This is a genomic window from Streptomyces sp. NPDC087215 (genome assembly GCF_044744885.1).
Taxonomy (GTDB): Bacteria; Actinomycetota; Actinomycetes; order Streptomycetales; family Streptomycetaceae; genus Streptomyces.
In genome coordinates this window covers 108,158-129,661 of sequence record NZ_JBIUZD010000005.1, presented here as the reverse complement: position 1 = coordinate 129,661, position 21,504 = coordinate 108,158, and the positions used below count along the sequence as shown (strand labels likewise).

The window sequence follows — 21,504 nt, the reverse complement described above, 5'->3', positions numbered from 1 at the left end:
CCCGTCCCCGGGACCGGACTTCGGACCGGGACCGGGCGCGGGACCTGGCGCGGAGGCGGACGGGGGCTCGGGGGCGGGGGGTTCTGGGGCGACAGGATTCTCGGACATCAGGCCCGACCTTACGGTTCACCCCTGACACGTCTCATCAGGATTTCCGTCACACGGCCCCCGGCCCCCGGTCGGCTGACCGGCACCGGCACCGGCCCGGGTCAGCGGATGACGGCCGAGAAGGAGTCCAGCTGGATCCAGCGGACGACGTTCGTCGACGGCGGCTCGCCCTTCGCCGTCGCCGTGCCGCGGGCCATGAGGACACCGTCGGTGTCCACGTCGACGCGGATCGCGTTGATGCCCTCGTGGTTGTTCCGCGCGGCTGTCCCGCGGGTCGGCTTGGGCGGGCGGGTACCGAGCGGCAGGGTACCGAGCGGGGTGTCCTCGGTGAATTCGCAGAGTGCCACGCCGCGCAGCTGGAGGAACTCCGTGCCGGCGAGCCGGATGATCCGGGCCTGGGGCGGGGAGCCGTTCTCGGCGGTGATGTCCGTTGCCAGGGCGATGTTCGTCCAGCCGACGACGGTCTGGCAGCCGGTGAGGGGATCGGCGGCAGCGGCAACGGCCGGGGTGGCGGTGGCGAGCGGTACGCCGACGGCGGCGACGGGGGTGGCGAGCGCCGCGGCGAGCAGGGAACGACGGCTGGTCGTGGTCATGGGGTGATCCTCCGGATCGGTGAGTGCGGGGAAGCTGCCGGGCGGCGTGGTGGGGATCGGGGAACGTCAGCGCCAGACGGCGGACACGTTGTCGAGGTCGACCCAGGTGATCGTGTTGTCGGCGGTCGCGCCGACCACCCACAGTTCGCCGTGGATGTCGGCTTCCACACGGCAGATCGCGCGCCCCTTGTTGTTGCTGCGGGGCGCGTTGTGCCGGAGTGTCACCGTCGGGCGCAACCGGTGCGGCAGCGTGGCGATCCGGAGGTCCTTGGTCAGCCCGGGGGAGGCGGAGACACCGCCCCGGAGCTGGAGGTAGGTGGTGCCCGCGAGGGCGACGAGCCGCCCGCGCGGACGCTCGGCCCCGGGACGGACGCCTTCGGCGAGGGTCAGGTCCTCCCAGTCGGCCAGGACCCGGACACCGTCGACGGGGGGCTCGGTGGGGTACCAGCAGATGGTGACGTCGCGTGCGCCGCCGTCGGGCGGGACCGTGTTGCTGAACCCGAACAGCAGTCGGGCCTGCCCGGTCGCGGGGTCGATCTCGGCGGCGAGACCCTCCGGTTCGCGGCGCTTCAGACCGGGGGCGCTGGTGACGACCACGGGCTCGGGGTCGATCGGGGCGCCCGTCGTCCAGGAGAACCTCCTGAGCAGGGTGTGGCCCGGGAACGTGCCGTTCGCCTCGGTGTACTTGGCCCACTGGTACACGTACAGGACATCACCCATGGTCTGGAAGCCCTGGAAGCTGAGGTTCCTTTCCAGCTCGGGCTTCGGCGGCAGGCTGGGGGCGACGGTCGCCGTCGGCTGGGTCCTGGTGATGCTGACGGGGGCGCCGATCGGGGTCCACGTGCCGACGGCGGCCTTGGCCGCCCCGTAGCGGGTGAAGTACCGCGTGGTGCCCCGGACATGCATGAGGGTGACCGTGGCGGCCGGGGTCGTCGGGTCGTACGACGGGCCGGTGGCGAGGCTGCCGCCGGGCGGTGTGAACTTCGGCAGCGCGCTGTCGTCGGCCTTGAGCACTCCGCCCTTGGAGTACTTGAAGCGCGTGACGGCCGTGCCGTACGCGACGGCGTCCTTCGGGTCCTCCGGCGTCGTGACGCGCAGCGGGCCGCACTCGGTCCACAGGTAGGTGTCGGTGCCGACGGGCTCGGCACCGAGGGCCAGGCCGTGGCCGAAGCCGACGAGCTGCATCGAGTCGAGCCAGCCACCGGTCTGCCGGTTGAAGCGGTTGAGGATCAGGTTCCCGGAAGTCCGCTCAGCGGTCTCCTGGGACTCCAGTTGCAGGACGAAGACGTACTCGTTCTTCGTGTCGGTGGCGATGGCCTGCGGTGCCGGGTTCTGCGCGAGGTCGGCCGTATGGATCAGTCGGCCGGTCGGGCCGGTCGTATCGATGCCGTTCGCATCCGTCGTCATCTTTCTCTCCCCCTCGAATCCTGCGCGGATCACAGTGCGGTGGATCATCACATGAGGGAACGCGCAGGTCGTGGGCAGGGTGAGCCGGGCCGGGGACGGGACCCTCGTCCGATGCCGGTCCGCACGCGGGGTGAGGGGACGGCCGTCTGGCGGGGTCGGACTCGGTGGTCTCGCCGAAGTAGGCGCCGAATCAGGCGGCGAGGAAGGGCCATTGGCCGGGGCATGGCGACGCGCCCGACCCGGGGTGACGTGCGGGGGCTGTCGGGAGGCGACCGACTTCGGGAGACGACTTCTCTTCCACCGCTGACCGCTGACCGCTGCGGCTACGGCGTCTGCCAGTGGTCGGCCCACGCCCTGGCCGCCGCCACGGTGTGGTCCAGGCCGGTCGTCCCGTACGTCTGCCATGCCTCCCAGGACCGGGCCTCGGCCTCGGTGAGGATCACCACGGCCTCCCGGGGTGCCTCGGCGAACGCGGGGACGCGGGCGCACCAGCGGGCGGCCTGCTCGACGGTCTGCTCGCCGTCCAGGACGAGCCGGAACCCCCACAGGGCCGCGTCGGTCCAGGCGGGTCCGCGCATCGCCCACGCCCAGTCGATCATCCGTACGCGGCCGTCGCGCTGGGTCATGAAGTTGGAGGCGGCCGGGTCGGAGTGCACGAGCCGGTCGCCCGTCAGGAGCGGCTCGTCGGCGGGGGCGCAGTACTCGCCCCACCGCTCCCACGCCGTGCGCCGTACCGGCTCCGGCGCGGGGAGCAGGCTCAGCTCGTGCAGGACGGCGGCGACCGATGCGAGGTGGTCGCCGTCGTCGCCGAAGTACGTCCAGGCCGACGCCTGGAGGCCCTCGAAGCAGAGCAGGAGCCAGCCGCCCGCCTCCTGCCGCCACAGCACCTTCGGGGCGCTGGGGGGCAGGAAGGGGTTGACGGCGGCCTCGGTCTCCAGTTCGCCGATCCGCTCGTGGTCCAGCGGCAGGCCCTTGACGAACACCATTCCGTCGCCTGAGGACGGCCAGAACCAGGAGGCGAGCGCGGAGGCGGTGCCGTTCTCCACCTCGACCCGTGGACTGTCTTCCCCGATCCGGTTGGCGACGGCCCGCCGGGTGGCCTCGGGAAGTTCCTCGAACGGAACCCGGTCGACGCGTGCGTTCATGTTCCCGGCCTGGGCTTCCCGGGGTCGTTCGGTGGGAAGGGAGGATTCTTATCCGGCCGTGTGGGCGGGTCGGTCGACGGGCGGCCCGGCGGGGGCTTCGTCGACTGCCGGGGCGCGGGCTTGCGCGCGAGGACCGCCACGCGGGTCAGACCGTGCCGTCGGCGATGGCGGTGACGAACGTGGTGAACGCGACGGGCCGGAGCCACAGCGCCAGGCCACCGAGGTCCTTCGAGTCCCGGACGCCGACGGTGGCGTGGGCCATACGGGCGTCGGCGACCTCCACGCACTGCCCTTCGTTGCCGCCGCTGTAGGAGGACTTGAACCAGGTCAGCGGCTTCTCGGGGTGCGTCATGCCGGGTTCTCCTGTCGTACGACCAGCGGAACGAACCATGGTGGAGTACGGACCGCCCTGCCAGGTAGAGGGCGGTTCCGGCCACCCGGCGGCCCCGGGGCGCCGCTACTTCACGATGACGTCGGAGGTGCACTTCGCGTTGGAGCGGGGCGGGTTCTGGTGGGCGATGGCGTCCTTCCAGTGCGCACGGACGGTGTCGAGCGCGGCGCCGTCGGCGGCCGTCGACAGCCATGCGTCCGGGGTTGCCTCAGGCTCTCCGTAGACCGCGATGACGTACCGGTGGCCGGGCTGGAGCGCGGCCTTGTAGTCGGCGGCCGACACGAGGGTGCCGTTCGGAGCGATGTCGACGTTCTCGGTGACGTCCACGGATGAGGGCAGCGTGCCCTTCAGGTTCTCGTCGACCCGGACCCGGGAGAGCGCTTCGTGGTAGTCGGGGTGGGTGGTGACCTCGATGGTCTTCTCCACGGTGACGACGGCGATGGCTCCAGCGAGGCCGGCGCGGTCGCGGTCGTTGTCCATGACCGGCACGCACGAGGCGGACACGGTGACGGTGTCGTCGTCGAGCATCCCGTACGCGGCGGCCGAGCCCGAGAGCACGACGGCCCCGGCGAGGGACAGCAAGAGGGTGCGGTTCATCATCCCCACAACTTCGAGTAGTTGGCCTTGTCGACCGGGGTCGGGACGTTCTTGGGGCTGAAACCCTGGCGCATGACCGTGTCGACGGTGTCGGCCCTGTGGCACAGGCCGAGGGCGTGGCCCAGCTCGTGGACGACGATGTTCTGCCGGAACTTCGGCTCGGCGCCGTAGACGGTGTCCAGGAAGTGCGTGTTCAGGTAGATGTAGTCGGTGGCGGCGACGCCGCCACGGTGTTCGTAGTAGCCGCCGTGGCCGTCGGTCTTGCTGGTGTAGTCGCGGAACTCCAGGTCGTTGACCGTGGTCGCCGAGTCCGGCGCGATGTCGATCTTCCGGAGCTTGTTCCACTCGGAGATCGCGTACTTCCGGAGGGCGTCGTACCTGGACGCCTCGGTGAACCGGATCTCCAGGTCGTCGACGGCTGAGTGCCCCCGGGTCTCGGACTTTCCGGGTACGCACGCGGCGGCGCCAGGCGCCGCCGCCGCTGTGGCGTACGGAGCGTTCGCCGTGGCGAGCGCGAGCACGGTGGCGGCGGTGAGTACGGAGACCTGCGGAAAGGCCATGGGCGTCCCCCTGAGGGCGCGGACGGGACGCCGACGATAGCGACCGGCAGCCGCCCGTACGCCCTGCGGATCGTGGCGTCACCCGTACGGGGGCTCTCGGAGACAACTTGTCTTCCGGGACTACCGCAGGGCGAGGGGGCTTGCGACGGGGGCCCGGTGCGCGGCGGGCCAGGGTTCTTTCACGGTCCGCTGTCGGCCCGGCCGTACACGAGGCCCCGCCTCCCCCTCGCTCGGCGCGGGGGAAACGAGGCCTCTGTCGTGCGTGGGTGTCAGATGGTGTCGTTGGCGACGGAGGTGACGAACGTCGACCAGGCGCCACCGGAGGTGACGAAGGCCGGGCCGTTGTCCTGCTTGGAGTCCCGGGTGCCGACCGCACCATGCTCGGCGAGGTGGGCGACCTCGACGCAGTTGTTGCCGCTGCCGCCGCTGAAGGAGGACTTGAACCAGGCTCCAGCAGGGGCAAGGTCCAGGGAGGTGGGGGCCATGTTTCAGATCTCTCGGGATAGTTGTTTCAGGAAGTTCGGCGTCTCCCCGACGGGAAGAGCGCCATCCCGCAGGGCTTCAAACCTGCGGGAAAACTGCCAGACGTCGGCCTGCTTGTCCGTGATGTTCGACCCGCCGTCAATCATGTCCATCTGGGCCACGGGCGGCAGGGGGTCGGGAAACTGCATGAGGGTGAAGTCGTAGGCACAACGGTAGGTCGGGGCCTTCGACGGCAGTATCTGGATGCTGACGTGGTCGAGCCTGTTCAGTCGAATGATTTCTTCGTACTGCTCCCGCATCACATCCGCGCTGCCCACGACGTTGCGCAGGGCGGCTTCGGCAAGGATCACCCGCAGTACCAGCGGTTCCTCGCGGGTGAGGACCTGCTTGCGCTGGACACGGACCTCCGCGCCACGCTCGACGGTCTCCGTGTTCGTCTCGGCGACTGGCTTTTCCAACTCGATGAGAGCACGTGCGTATGCCTCGGTCTGGAGCAGTCCGAAGATGAGCGTCGGGTGCCAGCACCGGAGTGACACGGCGCCGTCTTCCAGTCCGACGTAGAAGGCCATGCCCGACGGCATGGTGCGCCAGAAGCCGGACCACCAGCCGCGCCGGAGGCTGCCCTTGTGGATGTCCAGCAGGAAGTTGACGTCCGCTTCCTCGGTGACACCGAGCCGACCCAGCACCGCCACCAGGTCGGAGTTCTTCCGCAGGGCGCCGGTCGCGTTCTCCGCCCGGCGGTACTGCGATCCGGAGATGTCCAGACCGTCAACCACCTGGTCGACGGTCAACCCTTGTTGCTTACGCAGGGCCGCCAGCTCGATGCCGAGCCGCATTCGTCGGACCGTCGGTCCAGTAGGTGCCGCCACTTTCCGTTCCCCTCGTGCAGTTGCAGCAGTTTTGGGCCCGGGTCCGGTGGAGCCTGCGGAGAGTCCACCGGTTTTGGGTGAGAGCCCTGAGTGTTTCACCTTGAGTCTCCCCTGCAAAGCCTAGGCCACGGCTATTGGCATATGCCGTTCTATATGGAATTTCCATACGGAGGTTGCGGGCCAACTGTTCCATGGAGCAAGGTGGTTGTGGAAGGCAACGTGACGAGCATCAGCTCCCGACGGGCTGGCATGGGCGTGCGCTCGTGCCCTGGTTGTCGATCATGAATCGCTCGTATTGCCTTCCGTCTGGACCTTTGCGTCCAGGCGCTTCCACCCAGGAGAACGGGCCGCCCGGCGTGCCGAGACACATCGCCGGTGGTCCTGCTGCCGCCCCAGGACTGTCACGGGTTTCTGGGGTGGCACCCCCCCTCATCCCCGCCGAGTTGAGTCGAGGCGTCATGAGTCAGAGCACCACCATTCAGGTCTCCGCCGAGGAGCTGTTACGCCTCCAGCGGCGACGCAAGCAGTGCAACCAGGCTGTGTTGGCGGACGCCCCGGCCCGCCGCCGTCGCCTCGCCCTGTACGTACGGACGATGCCCGGCGTCGACCCGGAGTCGTGGTTCGAGCCGCTGCGCCTGGAGGCCGCCCGCCAGGGGTGGAAAGTCGGGCACGAGATCCACGACGACTGCGGGCCGCTCGCGCCGCAGCAGTCCCCGGGCTGGCTCCGCGCCCGGAAACTCCAGCACGAGGGCTACGTCGACGGGGTTCTGATCCCGGACAGGTCCCACATCAGCCAGGACCCTGCCGAGTACGAGACCGAGCTGCGATTCGCGTGCGAACGCCTGTGCGTCACGGCTCTGCTGAGACCCGAGGCCGGCCACGCCGAGACGGGTTCTCCCTGTTCGCCGGATCGATGAGATGGACGCGTACGGGGAAGCCCCGTCGCGGCTGGAGCCGGACGCAGGCCCTCGCGCAGGTGCTCCTCGTTGTCTCCGTGTGGGCGCTCGTCGTCGCCCTGCTGATGCACGCCAACTGAGCCGTGAGGACCCGTCCCCCTGATGACGGCATTCCCCTGCCCCGCCGTGAACCGCTGGATACGTGGAACGCGCGGCCGACCGGCTTCCCGAGCGGTCCGAGTCCGACGCGTCGGGAACACTCGACGACCGGTCCTCGGCCGCCAGTCTCCGGCGCGTCCATGACGCCATCGAGGGATCCCGGACGCGCCGGTCACCTGGACCGGCCTGACGATCCGCCCCCGGCCCGGTACCGAGTCAGATGCCTGCGACGGGGCTCCGCCCCGTGAACACCGCGACCGCCCGCCATTCCCCTGACGCACAGGAGCGGGCGTCGACGCGGCCCGTCCCCGGTACGTCCTTCCTGATCGGAAGAGTCAGTGCCGAGGCCCCTATCTCCCGCCCCATCCCCCTGAGTTGAGCCGAGGCCGATTATGGCGTCACGTCAGATCGCTGACACTCGTGAACGGAAACCCGTGGTCCTGCCGGGCCGTGTCTCCAGCGTCCGACCGTCCTTCAAGCACGTCACGTTTGCCCGACGTCCGGATCCGGAGTCCGGGCAGATGTCCAGGACGGACGCCCTCCAGCCGGGAAGGGCTCGCCGGATCCTGCGGGCCACCCTTCGGCACTGGCAGTGCGCCCACGTGACGGACACGGCGGAGCTGCTGCTCACCGAACTGGTGACGAACGCGTTGCAGCACGGCGACGGCCCGAGCGTCGCCGTCCGCATCCACCTCCGTACCAGGTACCTCGGGGTCGCCGTCACCGACGGCTCGGCCGCCGTCCCGGTGCCACGCCGTCCGGGGCCCGACGCCGAGAACGGCCGTGGCCTCTTCCTCGTCGACGCCCTGTCCACCTCCTGGGGCGTCAGTCCGGACGGCGGCACGACCTGGTTCGTCCTCTCTCTGACCGAAGGGGCCACGACGTGACCTCCGCCTCCGACGTGGCAAGCGTCCGGCGCGAGGCCGTGATGCGGCTGCCCGCCGACCCCTCCGCCCTGAACGCCACCATCCGGGCCCGTACGCGGCTCACCCTCCTGGGCTGGTGCGGCAACCAGGTCTCCGCCGTGAACGTGCTGTACGTCCTGGTCCGCAACGCGCTGCGGCACGGCGTCGTCCCCGGAGACCCGGACCACGCGAAGCGCGGGATCACGGTCCGGCTGCGCGTCACCGAGACCCACCTGCTCCACATCGACGTCACCGACCCGACCCCGGAGTTCCCCGGCTTCGACAGGGCCGCCGCAGGAGAGTACGGGCGCGGACTGTGGGGCGCGAAGCGGCTCGGCGCCGTCGTCACCTGGTCCCGCGACCCCGAGCACGGGGGCAAGACGGTCCGCGCCACGATGCGACCGGGACCGGTGGACCCGTGAGCACGCGGACCACCGACCGGCTCGTCAGCCACACCGACGGGCCTGCCGGACCCGGCTGCTCCGTACGGCCCGGCGACCGTGCGACACACTCCTCCGCCAGCCGGAAGACGGTGCTTTCACGCCAGCCCGTCAGTAAGACGGTTCCGCCCGCACCCTCCGCCCCGGGCCGACATGCTGGGGCGGCACCACGAAGGAGCACCCGATGACCGTTCTGGCCGAACACCCCACCACCTCCCTGAAGTTCCTCTCGCTGGAACTCACCTCCCGCTGCCAGCTCACCTGTCCCGGACAGTGCTACGCCGAAGCGGGCCCGGCCCAGGGCCACGGCGACATGACCGCGCGGGACTGGCACCGGATCATCGACGAGGCCGTCGTCCTCGGGACCCGGACCGTCCAGTTCATCGGCGGCGAGCCCACCCTCCACCCGGACTTCACCGAACTCGTCGAGCACGCGCTGCGCGTCGGCCTGGCCGTCCGGATCCACTCCAACCTCTACAGGGTCCGCGCCGAGCACTGGCCGCTCTTCGAGCACCCGCGGGTGAGCGTGGCGACCACCTACCACAGCGACACCGCCGCCGAGCATGACGCGATCACCGGCCGGAACGGGTCCCACGCGGCGACACGCGCCTCCATCGTCGAGGCCGGACGCCGGGGCGTGAAGACGCGGGTCGCCATCGTCGACCACGGGAACGGCCAGAGAGTCGAGCAGGCTCGCGCCGAGATGGAGCGGCTCGGAGTGGTGGCCACCGTCGACAGGGTCCGCGCGGTCGGGCGTGCCGCAGGCGGCCTCCTGCCGTCCCCCTCGTCGCTGTGCGGGCGGTGCGGCGACGGGAAGGCGGCCGTCCTGCCCGACGGTCAGGTGTCCGTCTGCGAGCTCGGGCGCTTCCTGACCGGGGGCAACGTCCGGGGCGGGCGGAGGACACTCGCGTCGGTGCTGTCCGGCCCGGCGTGGGCGCAGGCCAGGGCGAGTGTGCCGCTCCGGGACTCGGCCGACCCGTGCGGGCCGGACTGCGGGCCGTCGGACGACAGTTCGTCCGGGGGCGGCTCCTGCGGGCCGATGGGCTGACGGCCACCGACAACGAGGAGTGATCATGGACTGGAAGGACCACGCGCGCCGTCTGGCCGCAGAGGTCGCGCGGCCGGACTGCCCGTGGGGGCAGGCCGTCGCCGTCACGCCCCGGCACACGTTCGTGCCCCGCTGGTACGAGAGGGACCAGGAGGCCGGAGGCCGGGTGGTTCGCGACGGCGCGGCCGACCCCGACGCGTGGCTCGCCGCCGCGTACGGCGACACCACGCTGGTGACGCGGGTCGGGGCCCTGCACGCCGACGACGCCGAACCCGGCACCGTCGTCACCTCCGGAGCGTCGACGTCGTCCTCGACGCTGCCGACGCTGGTCCTCGACATGTACAAGCACGCGGAGCTCGTCGACGGCTCCCGCACGCTGGTGACGACCGGTACCGGCTACGGCACCGCCCTGGCCTGCCACCGCCTCGGCTCCGGCCTGGTGACGAGCGTCGACATCGACCCCCGCCTCGTCGCCTCCGCCACCGATCGGCTCGCCTCCATCGGGCACCGTCCCGAGACCGCCGTCTGCGACCTCACCCGGGGGCCGCTCCCCGGCGAGTACGACCGGATCGTGTCCACCGTGTCCGTGCCGACGATCCCGGCCGCCTGGCTCCGGGCCCTGCGTCCCGGCGGCCGGCTGGTCACCACGATCACCGGCACCGGCCTGATCCTCTACGCCGACAAGACCCCCGACGGCGGCGCCCTGGGGCGGACCTCCTACGAGTCGGCCTCCTTCATGGCCCCCCGCCACGGCGACGACTACGAGGAGACGGTCCCGGCCTCCGTCTGGGCAGAGGCGAAGAACGGCGACGGCGAGGTGAGCGCGAGCCGCCACCTGCTCGTGTTCGTACCGGAGACCTGGAGCATCCGCTCCATGCTCCAGCTCGACACCCCCGGCATCGAGCACCGCCACCGATGGCACCCGGACCGGAGCCACACCGTCTGGATGACCCACCCCGACGGCTCATGGGCCCGCGCCCACGCCACCGCCCCCAGGGAAGCCCCCACCGTCCACCAGGGCGGCCCCCGCCGCCTGTGGGACACCCTGGAGGACATCCTCGACCGCCTCAACTGGCTCGGACAACTGCCCGTGTACGGCGCTCGCGCCACCATCACGCCCGACGGGACGACCACCCTGTCCCAGGGTGGATGGACGGCCACGCTGTAGGCCCAGGGGCGCCCCCCCAAGGCCACGCTGTAGGCCCAGGGCGCGGCCCCCGCCGTCTTCATGGCCCCCCGCCCCCGAAGTCGTACCCCCCCCCCTCAACCGATCGGCTGATGCCGTTCCGAGCGTGATGGCCGATGGTCCGGGGAGCGGCGGCCCGGAAAAGTGGTCGGCATGAACGCGATCGAAGTACGGGGACTGCGCAAGACGTACGGCGGCCTGAGGGTCGTCGACGGGGTGTCGTTCGAGGTGGGGGAGGGGGAGGTCTTCGGGATCCTCGGGCCCAACGGGGCCGGGAAGACCACCACCGTGGAGTGCGTCGAAGGGCTGCGGGCCCCCGACGAGGGGCTCGTCCGGGTCTGCGGGCTCGACCCCGCCGCCCGGCGCGCGGACCTCACCCGGGTCCTCGGCGTGCAGCTCCAGGAGAGCGAGCTCCAGCCCAGACTGACCGTCCGCGAGGCGCTCGACCTCTACGCCTCCTTCTACCCCAGGCCCGCCGACCGGCACGCCCTCGCCGAACGCCTCGGCCTCCTCCCGCACCTCGGCACCCGGTTCGCCCGGCTCTCCGGCGGCCAGAAGCAGCGGCTGTTCGTCGCCCTCGCCCTCATCGGCGACCCCCGTGTCGTCGTCCTCGACGAACTCACCACCGGCCTCGACCCGCGCGCCCGCCGCGAGGTCTGGGAACTCGTCGAGTCCATCAGGGACGGCGGCGTCACCGTCCTCCTCGTCACCCACTTCATGGAGGAGGCCCAGCGGCTCTGCGACCGGATCGCCCTCCTCGACAGCGGCCGGATCGCCGCCCTCGACACCCCCGAGGGGCTGATCGGACGCGCCACCGCCGCCAAGGCCATCTCCTTCGCCGCCGACACCCCGCTCGACCCGGCGGACCTGCGCGCCCTGCCCGGAGCCGTCTTCCTGACGAACACCGACGGCCGGACCGTCCTCGGCGGCACCGAGGAGACCGTCACCGCCTTCGTCTCCCTCCTCGCCCGCCGGGGCGTCACCGCCGGACAGCTCCGGGTCAGCGACGCCAGCCTCGACGACGCCTACCTCGACCTGACAGGGACCGACCACCGATGAGCACCTCCACCGCCCCGCCCCGCTCCGCCACCGCCGCCGTCCTGCGGACCGAGACCCGGCTCTTCACCCGCGAACCCGGCTCCCTGTTCTGGGTGATGGCCTCGCCGACGATCCTCCTCGCGATCCTCGGCCTGATCCCCTCCTTCCGGGAGGCCAGCGCCGACCTCGGCGGACGCCGGACCATCGACGTCTACGTCCCCGTCGCCGTCCTCTTCGCCGTCGTCATGTCCGGCCTCCAGGCCATGCCCCCGGTCCTCGCCGGATACCGGGAACGCGGCATCCTGCGCCGGATGTCCACCACCCCCGTCCGCGCCGGGACCCTCCTCACCGCCCAGCTCGTCCTGCACGGCGCCGCCGCGCTGGTGTCCGCCGCGGTCGTGATCACGGTCGGGCGGCTCGCCTTCGGCGTCGCCCTGCCCGGCAACCCGGTCGGCTACGCCCTCGCCCTGCTCCTCGCCGTCGCGGTCGGTCTCGCCCTCGGCTCCGCCGTGTGCGCGGTCTCCCGCACCCAGAAGACGGCCACCGCCGTCGGCACGCTCGTCTTCTTCCCCACCATGTTCACGGCCGGAGTGTGGGTGCCGGTCCAGGCCATGCCCGATACCCTCCAGCAGATCGTCCGGTTCAGCCCGTACGGCGCCGCGTCCGAGGCCCTGGACACGGCGGGGGCGGGCGGCTGGCCCGGCCTCGCGGCGCTCGCCGTGATGCTGGTGTGGACGGCGGTGCTGACCGGCGCCTCGGTGCGCTGGTTCCGCTGGCAGTGACCGCGTGCGCGGCGCGCGCGGAAGGAACGGCGGCGCGCCCCGCGGGTCCCGCCGGGACCGTACGGCGGACACCGCCCGGGACGAGGGGGACCGCCACCGTGCCGACCGACACCGTGGGCCTCTGGCTGCTGTTCTTCCGCTGGGGGCCGTACGCGCTCCTCGCGGTCGCCGCCGCCATCGCCGCGGCGACCGCGCCGCTCTTCGGCGGCGGTTCGGGACCCGCCCTGACCGGGCCGCTGGTCGCGGCGGCGGTGCTGCTCCAGCTGCTCTGGGGCCTGCACACCCGCCGGACGGCCGCCCGGCGGGGGGCGGCCGGGACCCCGGGCGACCGGGTCAGGCTGCCCGCCGCCGCGCCCGGCGCCACCGGCTACTTCCTGCTGCGGACCGCCCTCGCCTTCGTCCTCACCTGGTGCAACCCGTTCTTCGCGATCTACGCCTGCCTCGGCTACTTCGACGCCATGCACCTGTTGCCCCGGCGGCTCGGCCACGCCGGGCTCCTGGTCACCGCCGTCACCATGGCCGGTTCGCAGTCCGGCGGGCTGCCGCCCGGCTCCCCGGTCCAATGGGTCGCCTTCGGCGGCCTGTTCGGGCTGAACGCCTGCCTCGTCGTGGTCTTCGCCCACCTCAGCGAGAAGGAGGACGAGAAGGCCGCCGAGCGGATCGCGACCATCGACGCCCTCGCCCTCGCCAACGGGCGGCTCGAACAGGCCCTCGCCGAGAACGCGGCGCTCCAGGCCCAGCTCCTCCTCCAGGCCCGGGAGGCCGGGATCGCCGACGAACGGCGCAGGCTCGCCGCCGAGATCCACGACACCATCGCCCAGGGACTCACCGGGATCGTCACCCAGCTCCAGGCCGCCCAGGCCACCTCGGGGCCGGAGGCCTCCGAGGTCCACCTGCGGCGGGCCGCCGACCTCGCCCGGCACAGCCTGGGGGAGGCCCGCCGCTCCGTGCAGAACCTGAGCCCGGCCGCCCTGGAACACGACACCCTGCCCGACGCGCTGCGCAAGACGGTCGCCGACTGGGCCGAACGGACCGGCGTCCGGACCAGGTTCACCGTCACCGGCACCGAACTCCCGCTGCACGAGGAGGTCGCCGCCACCCTGCTGCGGATCGCACAGGAGGCCCTGTCCAACGCGGCCCGGCACTCCGGCGCCGCCCGCGCCGGAGTCACCCTCTCCTACATGGACGACGAGATCACCCTCGACGTACGGGACGACGGCCGGGGCTTCGACCCGGGCGCCGGGCCCGGACGCACCGGCCCCGGCGGCCGGTTCGGCGGCGGCTTCGGCCTCGACGGCATGAGGGCCAGGGCCGTGCGGCTCGCGGGCTCCGTCACCGTCGAGGCCGCCCCCGGCGAGGGCACCGCGATCTCCGCCCGCGTACCGTTGGCCCTGCCATGACGGACATCACCCTGCTGATCGTCGACGACCACCCCGTCGTACGGGACGGGCTGCGCGGCATGTTCGCCGCGCCCGGCTCCGGCTTCCGGGTCCTCGGCGAGGCCGCCGACGGGGTCGAGGGCGTCACGCTCGCCCTGGCCCTCGACCCGGACGTGGTCCTCATGGACCTGCGGATGCCGGGCGGCGGCGGTGTCGACGCCATCGCCGAACTGGGCCGCCGGGGCGCCAGATCCCGGGTCCTCGTCCTCACCACGTACGACACGGACACCGACACGCTCCCGGCGATCGAGGCGGGCGCCACCGGCTACCTCCTCAAGGACGCCCCGCGCGAGGAGCTGTTCGGAGCCGTACGGGCCGCCGCCGAAGGCCGTACCGTCCTCTCCCCGGCCGTCGCCTCCCGCCTGGTGACCGCCGTCCGGACGCCCGCCGCCCCGGCCGGCGGAGCCGCGCTCTCCGCCCGCGAGCGCGAGATCCTCGCACTCGTCGCCCGGGGCACCGCCAACCGGGCCATCGCCGCCGAGCTGTTCATCAGCGAGGCCACCGTCAAGACCCACCTCACCCACATCTACGGCAAGTTGGGAGTGAAGGACCGGGCGGCGGCGGTGGCCGCCGGATACGACCGGGGCATCCTGGGAGGCTCCTGACCCCCGGCCCGCCACCTCCCCCGCCCACGACTCACGGCCCGCCCGCCGTGACCCCGCACGGAGAGTCAAGGAGTCGTGCGCCGTGGGTCAAGGACAGGGGCGGGGGCGCGGACCGACACTGTTCGCACACGCGGGACCGCCGCACGGGGGTGTCAGGGCGGCCCGGTGGCACGGGTGCCCCGTGCGGACCGCGCCCCGGCCCGCAGGGGACGACACCCGCCCCGTCCGGCCACCGCCGTCGCGCCGCGGTGGCCGGACGGGCGTAGGCCGTGTCCCGAAAGTCCCGCCCGGCGACGTCTGGCACGCCCTAGTCCTCGACCCGCAGCAGCACCACCGACCGCGCCCCCACCGCCAGGACCGAGCCGCCCGCGTGACGGGTGCCCGGCGCCCCGGACTGGTCCTCCCGCCCGGTGTCCACGACCAGCGCGTACGTCCGCGCCCACGGCGCTCCCGGCAGCCGGAAGTCCAGCGGGCGGGGGCCCGCGTGGAGGACGGCGAGGAAACTGTCGTCGATCACCTGCTCGCCCCGCTCGTCCCGGCCCGGTATGTCCCGGCCCGACAGATAGAGGCCGAGCGTCGCCGTGGGCGCGTACCAGTCGGCGTCGGTCATCTCGGTGCCCCCGGCGGTGAACCAGGCGAGGTCCCGCAGCCCGTCCGCGCCCTGCGGACGGCCGGAGAAGAAAGCCCGGCGGCGCAGCACCGGATGCCGGTGGCGCAGGGCGAGGAGCCGCCGGGCCAGGGCCAGGAGCTGGGCCCGGCCGGGGTCCTCGGGGAGGGTCCAGTCGACCCAGCCGGTCTCGTTGTCCTGGCAGTACGCGTTGTTGTTGCCGCCCTGGGTGCGGCCCATCTCGTCCCCGGCGACCAGCATCGGCACCCCGGTGGAGAGCAGCAGGGTGGTGAGCAGGTTGCGCTGCTGCCGCAGCCGCAGCGCGTTGGTCCCGGGGTCGTCGGTCTCGCCCTCCGTGCCGCAGTTCCACGACCGGTTGTCGTGGGTGCCGTCCCGGTTGCCCTCGCCGTTGGCCTCGTTGTGCTTGCGCTCGTACGTGACGAGGTCCCGCAGCGTGAAGCCGTCGTGGGCGGTGACGAAGTTGACGGAGGCGTACGGGCGGCGCCCGCCCCAGGCGTACAGGTCGCTGGAGCCGGAGAGCCGGTAGCCGAGGTCCCGCACATCGGGCAGCGCGCCCCGCCAGAAGTCCCGTACGGCGTCCCGGTAGCGGTCGTTCCACTCGGTCCACAGCGGCGGGAAGGCCCCGACCTGGTAGCCGCCGCTGCCGACGTCCCACGGTTCGGCGATCAGCTTGACCCGGCGGAGCACCGGGTCCTGCGCGACGACCGCGAGGAACGGGGACAGCATGTCGACGTCGTGCATGGAGCGGGCGAGCGCCGCCGCCAGGTCGAAGCGGAAGCCGTCGACGCCCATCTCGGTCACCCAGTACCGCAGGGAGTCGGTGATGAGCCGGAGCACCTGCGGGCGCACCACGTGCAGGGTGTTCCCGCAGCCGGTGTAGTCGGCGTACCGGCGGGCGTCGTCCTGGAGCCGGTAGTAGCCCCGGTTGTCGATGCCCTTGAGGGAGAGGGTCGGGCCGAGTTCGCCCGCCTCCGCCGTGTGGTTGTAGACGACGTCCAGGATCACCTCGATCCCGGCGGCGTGCAGCGCCCGCACCATCCGCTTGAACTCGCCGACCTGCTGCCCGCCCGTCCCGGACGACGAGTAGCCCGCGTGCGGGGCGAAGTAGCCGATCGAGTTGTAGCCCCAGTGGTTGCGCAGCCCGCGCCGCAGCAGATGGTCCTCGTGGGCGAACTGGTGCACCGGGAGCAGTTCCACCGCCGTCACCCCGAGCCGGACGAGGTGCTCGACCGCCGCCGGATGGGCCAGCCCCGCGTAACTGCCCCGCAGCTGCTCGGGGACGCCGGGGTGGAGCCGGGTGAAGCCCTTGACGTGCAGCTCGTAGATGACGGAGTCCTGCCAGGGCGTCTTGGGCCTGCGGTCGTCGGACCAGTCGTCGTCGTCATGGACGACGACCCCCTTGGGGACGTACGGCCCCGAGTCCCGCTCGTCGCGGACGGTGTCGGCGACGTGCTGGTGCGGCCAGTCCCGGACGTGCCCGTACACCTCGGGCGGCAGCGTGAAGTCGCCGTCGACGGCCCGCGCGTACGGGTCGAGGAGCAGTTTCGCCGGGTTCCAGCGGGCCCCGGTCCACGGGTCCCAGCGGCCGTGCACCCGGTAGCCGTACCGCTGCCCGGCGCCGGTCCCGGGCACGAAGCCGTGCCAGATCTCATGGGTCAGTTCGGTCAGCGGCAGCCGCCGCTCGGTGCCGTCCGGGTCGAACAGACACAGCTCGACTGCCTCCGCGCCGCCCGCCCACAGGGCGAAGTTGGTGCCGGGGACGCCGTCGGGGCCGGTCCGGCAGCGGGCGCCCAGCGGGGTCGGCGCCCCCGGCCACACCGGTGGCGCGGGCCGCTCCCCGGCCCGTCCCCGTAACGCTTCCTGCTCGGCTGCGCTCGCCACCGTCCCGGCCTCCCGCGGCTCGTCGGGCCCGTGCCCGGGGGAGCGGCGGCGTCCCGGCCGCCGCCCCTCCGGGCGGTCCTCCCCCTGTTCTGCCCGCACGGCCGTCCTCCCAACATGACCCGTACGCACGTTTCCCCCGGAGGGTGGCGGTCGTTGGGCCGCACGTGACATGTCTATGGAAGCGGGCGGGGCGCGCCCTCGCGGTGGCGGGACTGGTGGCGGGCCTCGCGGGCTGTACGGGGGCGGACGGCGGCGGTGGCTTCGGCATCGGTCTGCCGGGCGCCCAGCGGGCCCCCGGTGACGTCATCCGGGTGAGCCCGGAGGACGGCGGGCGGGAGGTGCCGGCCGAGGGCCCGGTGGAGGTGCGGATCGACAGCGGGCGGCTCGAACGGGTGAAGGTGGCTCAGGTCGAGGACGGGCTGCGGGCCGAGGTCGCCGGGGAGATCTCCGCCGACGGGCTGCGCTGGCTGCCCCGGCCGGACACCCGGCTCGCGCTGGCCGCCAAGTACACCGTGGACGCGGTCGCGCTGGACGCGCACGGGCGGCGCTCGGCCCGCCACACCACCTTCACGACGGTGGTGCCCGAGAGCCGGTTCATCGGCTACTTCAAGCCGGAGAACCGGTCCACGGTGGGCACCGGCATGATCGTCTCCTTCGGTTTCAGCCTGCCGATCGTGAACCGGGCCGAGGTCGAGCGGGCCGTCCGGATCACCTCGGACCCGCCGGTGGAGATCGTCGGCCACTGGTTCGGCAAGGAGCGGCTGGACTTCCGGCCCGCCACCTACTGGCGGCCCGGCACCCGGGTCACCGTCGAGCTGGGCCTCCGGGACGTCGAGGGGGCGCCCGGGGTGTACGGCATCCAGCGCAAGACGGTCGGCTTCACCGTGGGCCGCTCCCAGGTGTCCCTGGTGGACGCCGCCGCGCACACGATGGAGGTCCGGCGGGACGGTGAGGTCCTGGCGACCCTGCCGATCACGGCGGGCGCCCCGAAGACCACCACGTACAACGGGAAGATGGTGGTCACCGAGCTGTACGACGTGACGCGGATGGACGGGCGCACGGTCGGTTTCGGCGGCGAGTACGACATCAAGGACGTGCCGCACGCGATGCGGCTCACCGATTCGGGGACCTTCCTGCACGGCAACTACTGGGCCTCGGCGGACACCTTCGGCTCGGCCAACGTCAGCCACGGCTGTGTGGGGCTGCGCGACGAGAAGGGCGGCAGCGCGGACGCCCCCGGGGGCTGGTTCTTCGACCGGACGCTCATCGGGGACGTGGTGGAGGTGGTCAACTCGCGGGACCGGACGGTCGCCGCGGACAACGGCCTCGGCGGCTGGAACATGGAGTGGAAGGCCTGGCGGGCGGGCTCCGCGCTGCGCTGACCCCGTCTCCCCCTTCGCACGCCCCGCACCGCCCGCACCGCCCGGCGCGGGCGGCCTTCCGCACCGGTCGATCGGGACGGAACGGTGACATTGACGAGGATCTTTCGTGTCCTGCGGTGTGATTGTCTTACCGCTGGTGCGCGGGTCGAGCGCACCGGGGGTGGGCCCGTGACGTGACCGGGCCCTGCGAGGGGAGACAACCACAGTGAACGGGCAGCCGATATCGGGGGCATCGGTGCGGGCCGGACGGCGCGGGGGCGTTCGTCTGAAGGCCCTGACGGCGGGGGCGCTGCTGGTGCTGCTCACCGCCTGCGGCGGTGGGGGGACGGCCGCCGACGGGGGCAAGGCCCCGGCGGCGCGGGGCGGCGCACAGCAGGAGAACACGGCCTCGGAGGCGGTGGTGACGATCCTGCCGAAGGACGGCGCCGACTCGGTCGCCACCAGCGGGGTCCTGAAGGTCACCGCGAGCCAGGGCAAGCTGAGCACGGTCACGGTCGCCGATTCCAAGGGCACCGCGATCGAGGGCAGGATCGCGGCGGACGGCGCCAGTTGGTCGCCGGTCGCGCACCTGTCGGGCGGCACCCAGTACAAGGTCCACGCCGTGGCGAAGGACTCCGCGGGCCGTGAGTCCGCGAAGGACACCACCTTCACCACCCTGGTCCCGAAGAACACCTTCATCGGCCACTACACGCCGGAGGACGGTTCGACCGTCGGCGTCGGGATGCCGGTCTCCATCAACTTCACCCGGGGCATCACCGACCCGGAGGCCGTCGAGAAGGCCATCAAGGTGACGGCCGTCCCGTCCGTGCCGATCGAGGGCCACTGGTTCGGCAACGACCGGCTCGACTTCCGCCCGGAGCAGTACTGGGCCGCGGGCACCAAGGTGACCGTGCACCTGAACCTGGACGGCGTCGAGGGCCGCCCCGGCGTCTACGGCAAGCAGAAGAAGACGGTCACCTTCACCGTCGGCCGCCGTCAGGTCTCCACGGTCGACGCGAGCGCCAAGACGATGAAGGTCGAGCGCGACGGCAAGGTCATCAGGACTATCCCGATCACCGCGGGCGCCCCGTCCACGACCACGTACAACGGTCAGATGGTCATCAGCGAGAAGTACAAGGTGACCCGGATGAACGGCGCCACGGTCGGTTTCGGCGGCGAGTACGACATCAAGGACGTGCCGCACGCGATGCGCCTGTCCACCTCGGGCACCTTCGTGCACGGCAACTACTGGGCCCCGGCGGGCACCTTCGGTTCCTCCAACGTGAGCCACGGCTGCGTCGGCCTCCGGGACGTCCGGGGCGGGGGCGACGGCTCGATGGCCGCCGCCTGGTTCTACGACCGTTCGCTCATCGGTGACGTGATCGTCGTGAAGAACTCCAAGGACAAGCAGATCCAGCCGGACAACGGCCTCAACGGCTGGAACATGCCGTGGTCGGAGTGGATCGCGTAGGGCGGTCGCGCGATCGCGTACGTCGGTCGCGCGGGGCGTGCGCGCCCGGCCGGGGGCCCGGTGCTGTGAGCAACAGCACCGGGCCCCCGGCCGTTAACGGCCACTAACCTTCCTCCCATGACTGTGAACCTCGAAGTCGCCGAAGGCGTCGGCACGATCCGGCTCTCCCGCCCTCCGATGAACGCCCTGGACGTCGCCACCCAGGACCGGCTGCGCGAGCTGGCCCGGGAGGCGACCGACCGCGACGACGTGCGCGCGGTGGTCCTGTACGGCGGGGAGAAGGTGTTCGCGGCGGGCGCGGACATCAAGGAGATGCAGGTCATGGATCACGTGGCCATGGTCAAGCGGTCCCGCGCCCTCCAGGACGCCTTCACCGCCGTCGCCCGCATCCCCAAGCCGGTCGTCGCCGCCGTCACCGGCTACGCCCTGGGCGGCGGCTGTGAGCTGGCGCTCTGCGCGGACTACCGGATCGCCGCCGACGACGCCAGGCTGGGCCAGCCGGAGATCCTGCTCGGCCTGATCCCGGGCGCGGGCGGCACCCAGCGGCTCTCCCGGCTGATCGGCCCCTCCCGGGCGAAGGACCTCATCTTCACCGGCCGGATGGTGAAGGCGGACGAGGCGCTGACGCTCGGTCTGGTCGACCGGGTCGTTCCGGCGGCCGAGGTGTACGAGCAGGCGCACGCGTGGGCCGCCCGGCTCGCGCGGGGTCCCGCGGTCGCGCTGCGCGCCGCGAAGGAGGCGGTCGACCAGGGTCTGGAGGCCGACATCGACACCGGTCTCGCCATCGAGCGGACCTGGTTCGCCGCGCTGTTCGCGACCGAGGACCGGGAGCGCGGGATGCGCAGCTTCGTCGAGGAGGGCCCGGGGAAGGCGAAGTTCGTCTGACGGCCGGTCCGCGGGGGCCGATCCACGGGAACGGCCCCCGCGGACGCGCCGGTGCGGCCATGATGGGGGGCATGGCGGGCCTGGAGGGCAGGGAACAACCGTGGCAGCGCGCGAGCGCCGCCGCAGCGCGGTGGTCATCGGCCGCGGACGACGAACAGGCCGCTCACGTAGTGGAGTTGTACGGCAACCCGGCCGACGAGGATGTGCGCCTCCCGTCCCGTCCGGAGTCCGCGTGGGTGGCCCGGCGGCTCACCCGGCACGTGGTGCTGCGGGAGTGGTCGCTGGGCCCGCAGATCGCGGAGCACGCGGTGCTGCTCGTCTCCGAGCTGGTGGGGAACGCGGTGCGGCACACCGGCGCCCGGGTCTTCGCGTTACGGCTCCAGCGGCGGCGCGGCTGGATCAGGGTGGAGGTGCGCGACCCCTCGCGGGGACTGCCCTGTCTGATGCCGGTGCACGAACTGGACACCAGCGGGCGGGGCCTCTTCCTGGTGGACAAGCTCTCGGACCGCTGGGGCGTGGACCTGGCGCCCCGGGGCAAGACGACCTGGTTCGAGATGAGGGTCGCCGACCGCCCCTGAGCGGGTCGGCCGTCCCGCGCGCGGAGGCCCCGGCACCCGTCGGCCGCCC

At 72.4% G+C, this 21,504-nt stretch carries 23 protein-coding genes; 14 read left to right on the top strand and 9 right to left on the bottom strand.

The genetic code is table 11. The features are described 5' to 3' along the window. Positions 1-209 precede the first annotated feature (209 nt). The 8 genes from ACIO92_RS15970 to ACIO92_RS15935 all read right to left on the bottom strand — a co-directional run bounded on the left by ACIO92_RS15970 (position 210) and on the right by ACIO92_RS15935 (position 6,120). Positions 210-701 carry a hypothetical protein gene (locus ACIO92_RS15970; protein ID WP_402281760.1) on the bottom strand — a complete coding sequence of 164 codons (492 nt, stop codon included), beginning with the start codon at positions 699-701 and terminating at the stop codon, positions 210-212. Between the two features lie 66 nt (positions 702-767). After that, the gene (locus tag ACIO92_RS15965; RefSeq protein WP_402281762.1) at positions 768-2,108 is read right to left on the bottom strand and encodes a hypothetical protein; all 1,341 of its coding nucleotides are present in this window, start codon (positions 2,106-2,108) and stop codon (positions 768-770) included. 323 nt (positions 2,109-2,431) lie between these two features. Next, positions 2,432-3,253, bottom strand: a complete 822-nt coding sequence (locus ACIO92_RS15960; protein ID WP_402281764.1) for a phosphotransferase family protein — start codon at positions 3,251-3,253, stop codon at positions 2,432-2,434. A gap of 145 nt (positions 3,254-3,398) precedes the next feature. After that, positions 3,399-3,605: a DUF397 domain-containing protein gene (locus ACIO92_RS15955; protein WP_402281766.1), complete on the bottom strand. Its 207-nt coding sequence runs from the start codon at positions 3,603-3,605 to the stop codon at positions 3,399-3,401. A 105-nt stretch (positions 3,606-3,710) separates the two neighbouring features. Further along, positions 3,711-4,244 carry a hypothetical protein gene (locus tag ACIO92_RS15950; protein ID WP_402281768.1) on the bottom strand — a complete coding sequence of 178 codons (534 nt, stop codon included), beginning with the start codon at positions 4,242-4,244 and terminating at the stop codon, positions 3,711-3,713. After that, positions 4,241-4,801: a hypothetical protein gene (locus ACIO92_RS15945; RefSeq protein ID WP_402281770.1), complete on the bottom strand. Its 561-nt coding sequence runs from the start codon at positions 4,799-4,801 to the stop codon at positions 4,241-4,243. The genes ACIO92_RS15950 and ACIO92_RS15945 overlap by 4 nt, the downstream gene beginning before the upstream one ends. A 269-nt stretch (positions 4,802-5,070) precedes the next feature. Next, complete coding sequence (locus tag ACIO92_RS15940; RefSeq protein ID WP_402281772.1) at positions 5,071-5,286, bottom strand: DUF397 domain-containing protein; 216 nt, start codon at positions 5,284-5,286, stop codon at positions 5,071-5,073. A 3-nt stretch (positions 5,287-5,289) separates the two neighbouring features. Beyond that, positions 5,290-6,120: a helix-turn-helix domain-containing protein gene (locus tag ACIO92_RS15935; protein ID WP_402281774.1), complete on the bottom strand. Its 831-nt coding sequence runs from the start codon at positions 6,118-6,120 to the stop codon at positions 5,290-5,292. A 491-nt stretch (positions 6,121-6,611) separates the two neighbouring features. Here ACIO92_RS15935 and ACIO92_RS15930 point away from each other — a divergent pair, with 491 nt between their 5' ends. The 10 genes from ACIO92_RS15930 to ACIO92_RS15885 all read left to right on the top strand — a co-directional run bounded on the left by ACIO92_RS15930 (position 6,612) and on the right by ACIO92_RS15885 (position 14,651). Beyond that, positions 6,612-7,070, top strand: coding sequence for a hypothetical protein (locus ACIO92_RS15930; protein WP_402281776.1), 459 nt, complete (start codon positions 6,612-6,614; stop codon positions 7,068-7,070). Continuing rightward, entirely contained in the window at positions 7,067-7,189 is a 123-nt protein-coding gene (locus ACIO92_RS15925) for a hypothetical protein (protein WP_351782266.1), read from the top strand. Before ACIO92_RS15930 ends, ACIO92_RS15925 begins: the two co-directional genes overlap by 4 nt. Positions 7,190-7,729: 540 nt before the next feature. After that, complete coding sequence (locus tag ACIO92_RS15920) at positions 7,730-8,095, top strand: ATP-binding protein (RefSeq protein WP_351782269.1); 366 nt, start codon at positions 7,730-7,732, stop codon at positions 8,093-8,095. Continuing rightward, the gene (locus tag ACIO92_RS15915; protein ID WP_366442231.1) at positions 8,092-8,535 is read left to right on the top strand and encodes an ATP-binding protein; all 444 of its coding nucleotides are present in this window, start codon (positions 8,092-8,094) and stop codon (positions 8,533-8,535) included. Before ACIO92_RS15920 ends, ACIO92_RS15915 begins: the two co-directional genes overlap by 4 nt. 202 nt (positions 8,536-8,737) lie before the next feature. After that, on the top strand, positions 8,738-9,601 hold the full coding sequence (locus tag ACIO92_RS15910) for a radical SAM protein (protein WP_402281779.1): 864 nt from the start codon (positions 8,738-8,740) through the stop codon (positions 9,599-9,601). A gap of 25 nt (positions 9,602-9,626) precedes the next feature. Further along, positions 9,627-10,769, top strand: coding sequence for a methyltransferase domain-containing protein (locus tag ACIO92_RS15905; protein WP_401237042.1), 1,143 nt, complete (start codon positions 9,627-9,629; stop codon positions 10,767-10,769). A gap of 171 nt (positions 10,770-10,940) precedes the next feature. Further along, entirely contained in the window at positions 10,941-11,846 is a 906-nt protein-coding gene (locus ACIO92_RS15900) for an ABC transporter ATP-binding protein (RefSeq protein WP_402281781.1), read from the top strand. Continuing rightward, entirely contained in the window at positions 11,843-12,607 is a 765-nt protein-coding gene (locus tag ACIO92_RS15895) for an ABC transporter permease (RefSeq protein ID WP_402281783.1), read from the top strand. The genes ACIO92_RS15900 and ACIO92_RS15895 overlap by 4 nt, the downstream gene beginning before the upstream one ends. 98 nt (positions 12,608-12,705) lie before the next feature. Further along, complete coding sequence (locus ACIO92_RS15890) at positions 12,706-14,007, top strand: sensor histidine kinase (protein WP_402281785.1); 1,302 nt, start codon at positions 12,706-12,708, stop codon at positions 14,005-14,007. After that, on the top strand, positions 14,004-14,651 hold the full coding sequence (locus ACIO92_RS15885) for a response regulator transcription factor (RefSeq protein WP_366442225.1): 648 nt from the start codon (positions 14,004-14,006) through the stop codon (positions 14,649-14,651). Before ACIO92_RS15890 ends, ACIO92_RS15885 begins: the two co-directional genes overlap by 4 nt. A 307-nt stretch (positions 14,652-14,958) precedes the next feature. On the opposite strand, the gene glgX is transcribed toward ACIO92_RS15885, so the two are convergent. Then, the gene (gene glgX / locus ACIO92_RS15880) at positions 14,959-17,160 is read right to left on the bottom strand and encodes a glycogen debranching protein GlgX (protein WP_401237044.1); all 2,202 of its coding nucleotides are present in this window, start codon (positions 17,158-17,160) and stop codon (positions 14,959-14,961) included. Between the two features lie 143 nt (positions 17,161-17,303). Between glgX and ACIO92_RS15875 the strand changes: the two genes are divergently transcribed. The 4 genes from ACIO92_RS15875 (at position 17,304) to ACIO92_RS15860 (ending at position 21,455) form a co-directional block, all read left to right on the top strand. After that, a complete protein-coding gene (locus ACIO92_RS15875) occupies positions 17,304-18,542 on the top strand; it encodes an Ig-like domain-containing protein (protein WP_401237045.1) in 1,239 nt (412 codons plus the stop codon). Positions 18,543-18,747: 205 nt separating this feature from the next. Beyond that, positions 18,748-19,992 (top strand): Ig-like domain-containing protein, encoded by a 1,245-nt coding sequence (locus ACIO92_RS15870; RefSeq protein ID WP_366442222.1) that lies wholly within the window; start codon positions 18,748-18,750, stop codon positions 19,990-19,992. Positions 19,993-20,109: 117 nt separating this feature from the next. Continuing rightward, positions 20,110-20,877 carry an enoyl-CoA hydratase/isomerase family protein gene (locus ACIO92_RS15865; protein ID WP_402281788.1) on the top strand — a complete coding sequence of 256 codons (768 nt, stop codon included), beginning with the start codon at positions 20,110-20,112 and terminating at the stop codon, positions 20,875-20,877. Positions 20,878-20,948: 71 nt separating this feature from the next. After that, on the top strand, positions 20,949-21,455 hold the full coding sequence (locus ACIO92_RS15860; protein WP_366442220.1) for an ATP-binding protein: 507 nt from the start codon (positions 20,949-20,951) through the stop codon (positions 21,453-21,455). Positions 21,456-21,504 lie beyond the last annotated feature (49 nt).

What these genes read in the sequence shown, in the direction of transcription:
- ACIO92_RS15970 (WP_402281760.1), bottom strand. Translation starts at nt 701, where the DNA reads ATGACCACGACCAGCCGTCGTTCCCTGCTCGCCGCGGCGCTCGCCACC.
- ACIO92_RS15965 (WP_402281762.1), bottom strand. Translation starts at nt 2,108, where the DNA reads ATGACGACGGATGCGAACGGCATCGATACGACCGGCCCGACCGGCCGA.
- ACIO92_RS15960 (WP_402281764.1), bottom strand. Translation starts at nt 3,253, where the DNA reads ATGAACGCACGCGTCGACCGGGTTCCGTTCGAGGAACTTCCCGAGGCC.
- ACIO92_RS15955 (WP_402281766.1), bottom strand. Translation starts at nt 3,605, where the DNA reads ATGACGCACCCCGAGAAGCCGCTGACCTGGTTCAAGTCCTCCTACAGC.
- ACIO92_RS15950 (WP_402281768.1), bottom strand. Translation starts at nt 4,244, where the DNA reads ATGATGAACCGCACCCTCTTGCTGTCCCTCGCCGGGGCCGTCGTGCTC.
- ACIO92_RS15945 (WP_402281770.1), bottom strand. Translation starts at nt 4,801, where the DNA reads ATGGCCTTTCCGCAGGTCTCCGTACTCACCGCCGCCACCGTGCTCGCG.
- ACIO92_RS15940 (WP_402281772.1), bottom strand. Translation starts at nt 5,286, where the DNA reads ATGGCCCCCACCTCCCTGGACCTTGCCCCTGCTGGAGCCTGGTTCAAG.
- ACIO92_RS15935 (WP_402281774.1), bottom strand. Translation starts at nt 6,120, where the DNA reads ATGCGGCTCGGCATCGAGCTGGCGGCCCTGCGTAAGCAACAAGGGTTG.
- ACIO92_RS15930 (WP_402281776.1), top strand. Translation starts at nt 6,612, where the DNA reads ATGAGTCAGAGCACCACCATTCAGGTCTCCGCCGAGGAGCTGTTACGC.
- ACIO92_RS15925 (WP_351782266.1), top strand. Translation starts at nt 7,067, where the DNA reads ATGAGATGGACGCGTACGGGGAAGCCCCGTCGCGGCTGGAGCCGGACG.
- ACIO92_RS15920 (WP_351782269.1), top strand. Translation starts at nt 7,730, where the DNA reads ATGTCCAGGACGGACGCCCTCCAGCCGGGAAGGGCTCGCCGGATCCTG.
- ACIO92_RS15910 (WP_402281779.1), top strand. Translation starts at nt 8,738, where the DNA reads ATGACCGTTCTGGCCGAACACCCCACCACCTCCCTGAAGTTCCTCTCG.
- ACIO92_RS15905 (WP_401237042.1), top strand. Translation starts at nt 9,627, where the DNA reads ATGGACTGGAAGGACCACGCGCGCCGTCTGGCCGCAGAGGTCGCGCGG.
- ACIO92_RS15900 (WP_402281781.1), top strand. Translation starts at nt 10,941, where the DNA reads ATGAACGCGATCGAAGTACGGGGACTGCGCAAGACGTACGGCGGCCTG.
- ACIO92_RS15895 (WP_402281783.1), top strand. Translation starts at nt 11,843, where the DNA reads ATGAGCACCTCCACCGCCCCGCCCCGCTCCGCCACCGCCGCCGTCCTG.
- ACIO92_RS15885 (WP_366442225.1), top strand. Translation starts at nt 14,004, where the DNA reads ATGACGGACATCACCCTGCTGATCGTCGACGACCACCCCGTCGTACGG.
- ACIO92_RS15865 (WP_402281788.1), top strand. Translation starts at nt 20,110, where the DNA reads ATGACTGTGAACCTCGAAGTCGCCGAAGGCGTCGGCACGATCCGGCTC.
- ACIO92_RS15860 (WP_366442220.1), top strand. Translation starts at nt 20,949, where the DNA reads ATGGCGGGCCTGGAGGGCAGGGAACAACCGTGGCAGCGCGCGAGCGCC.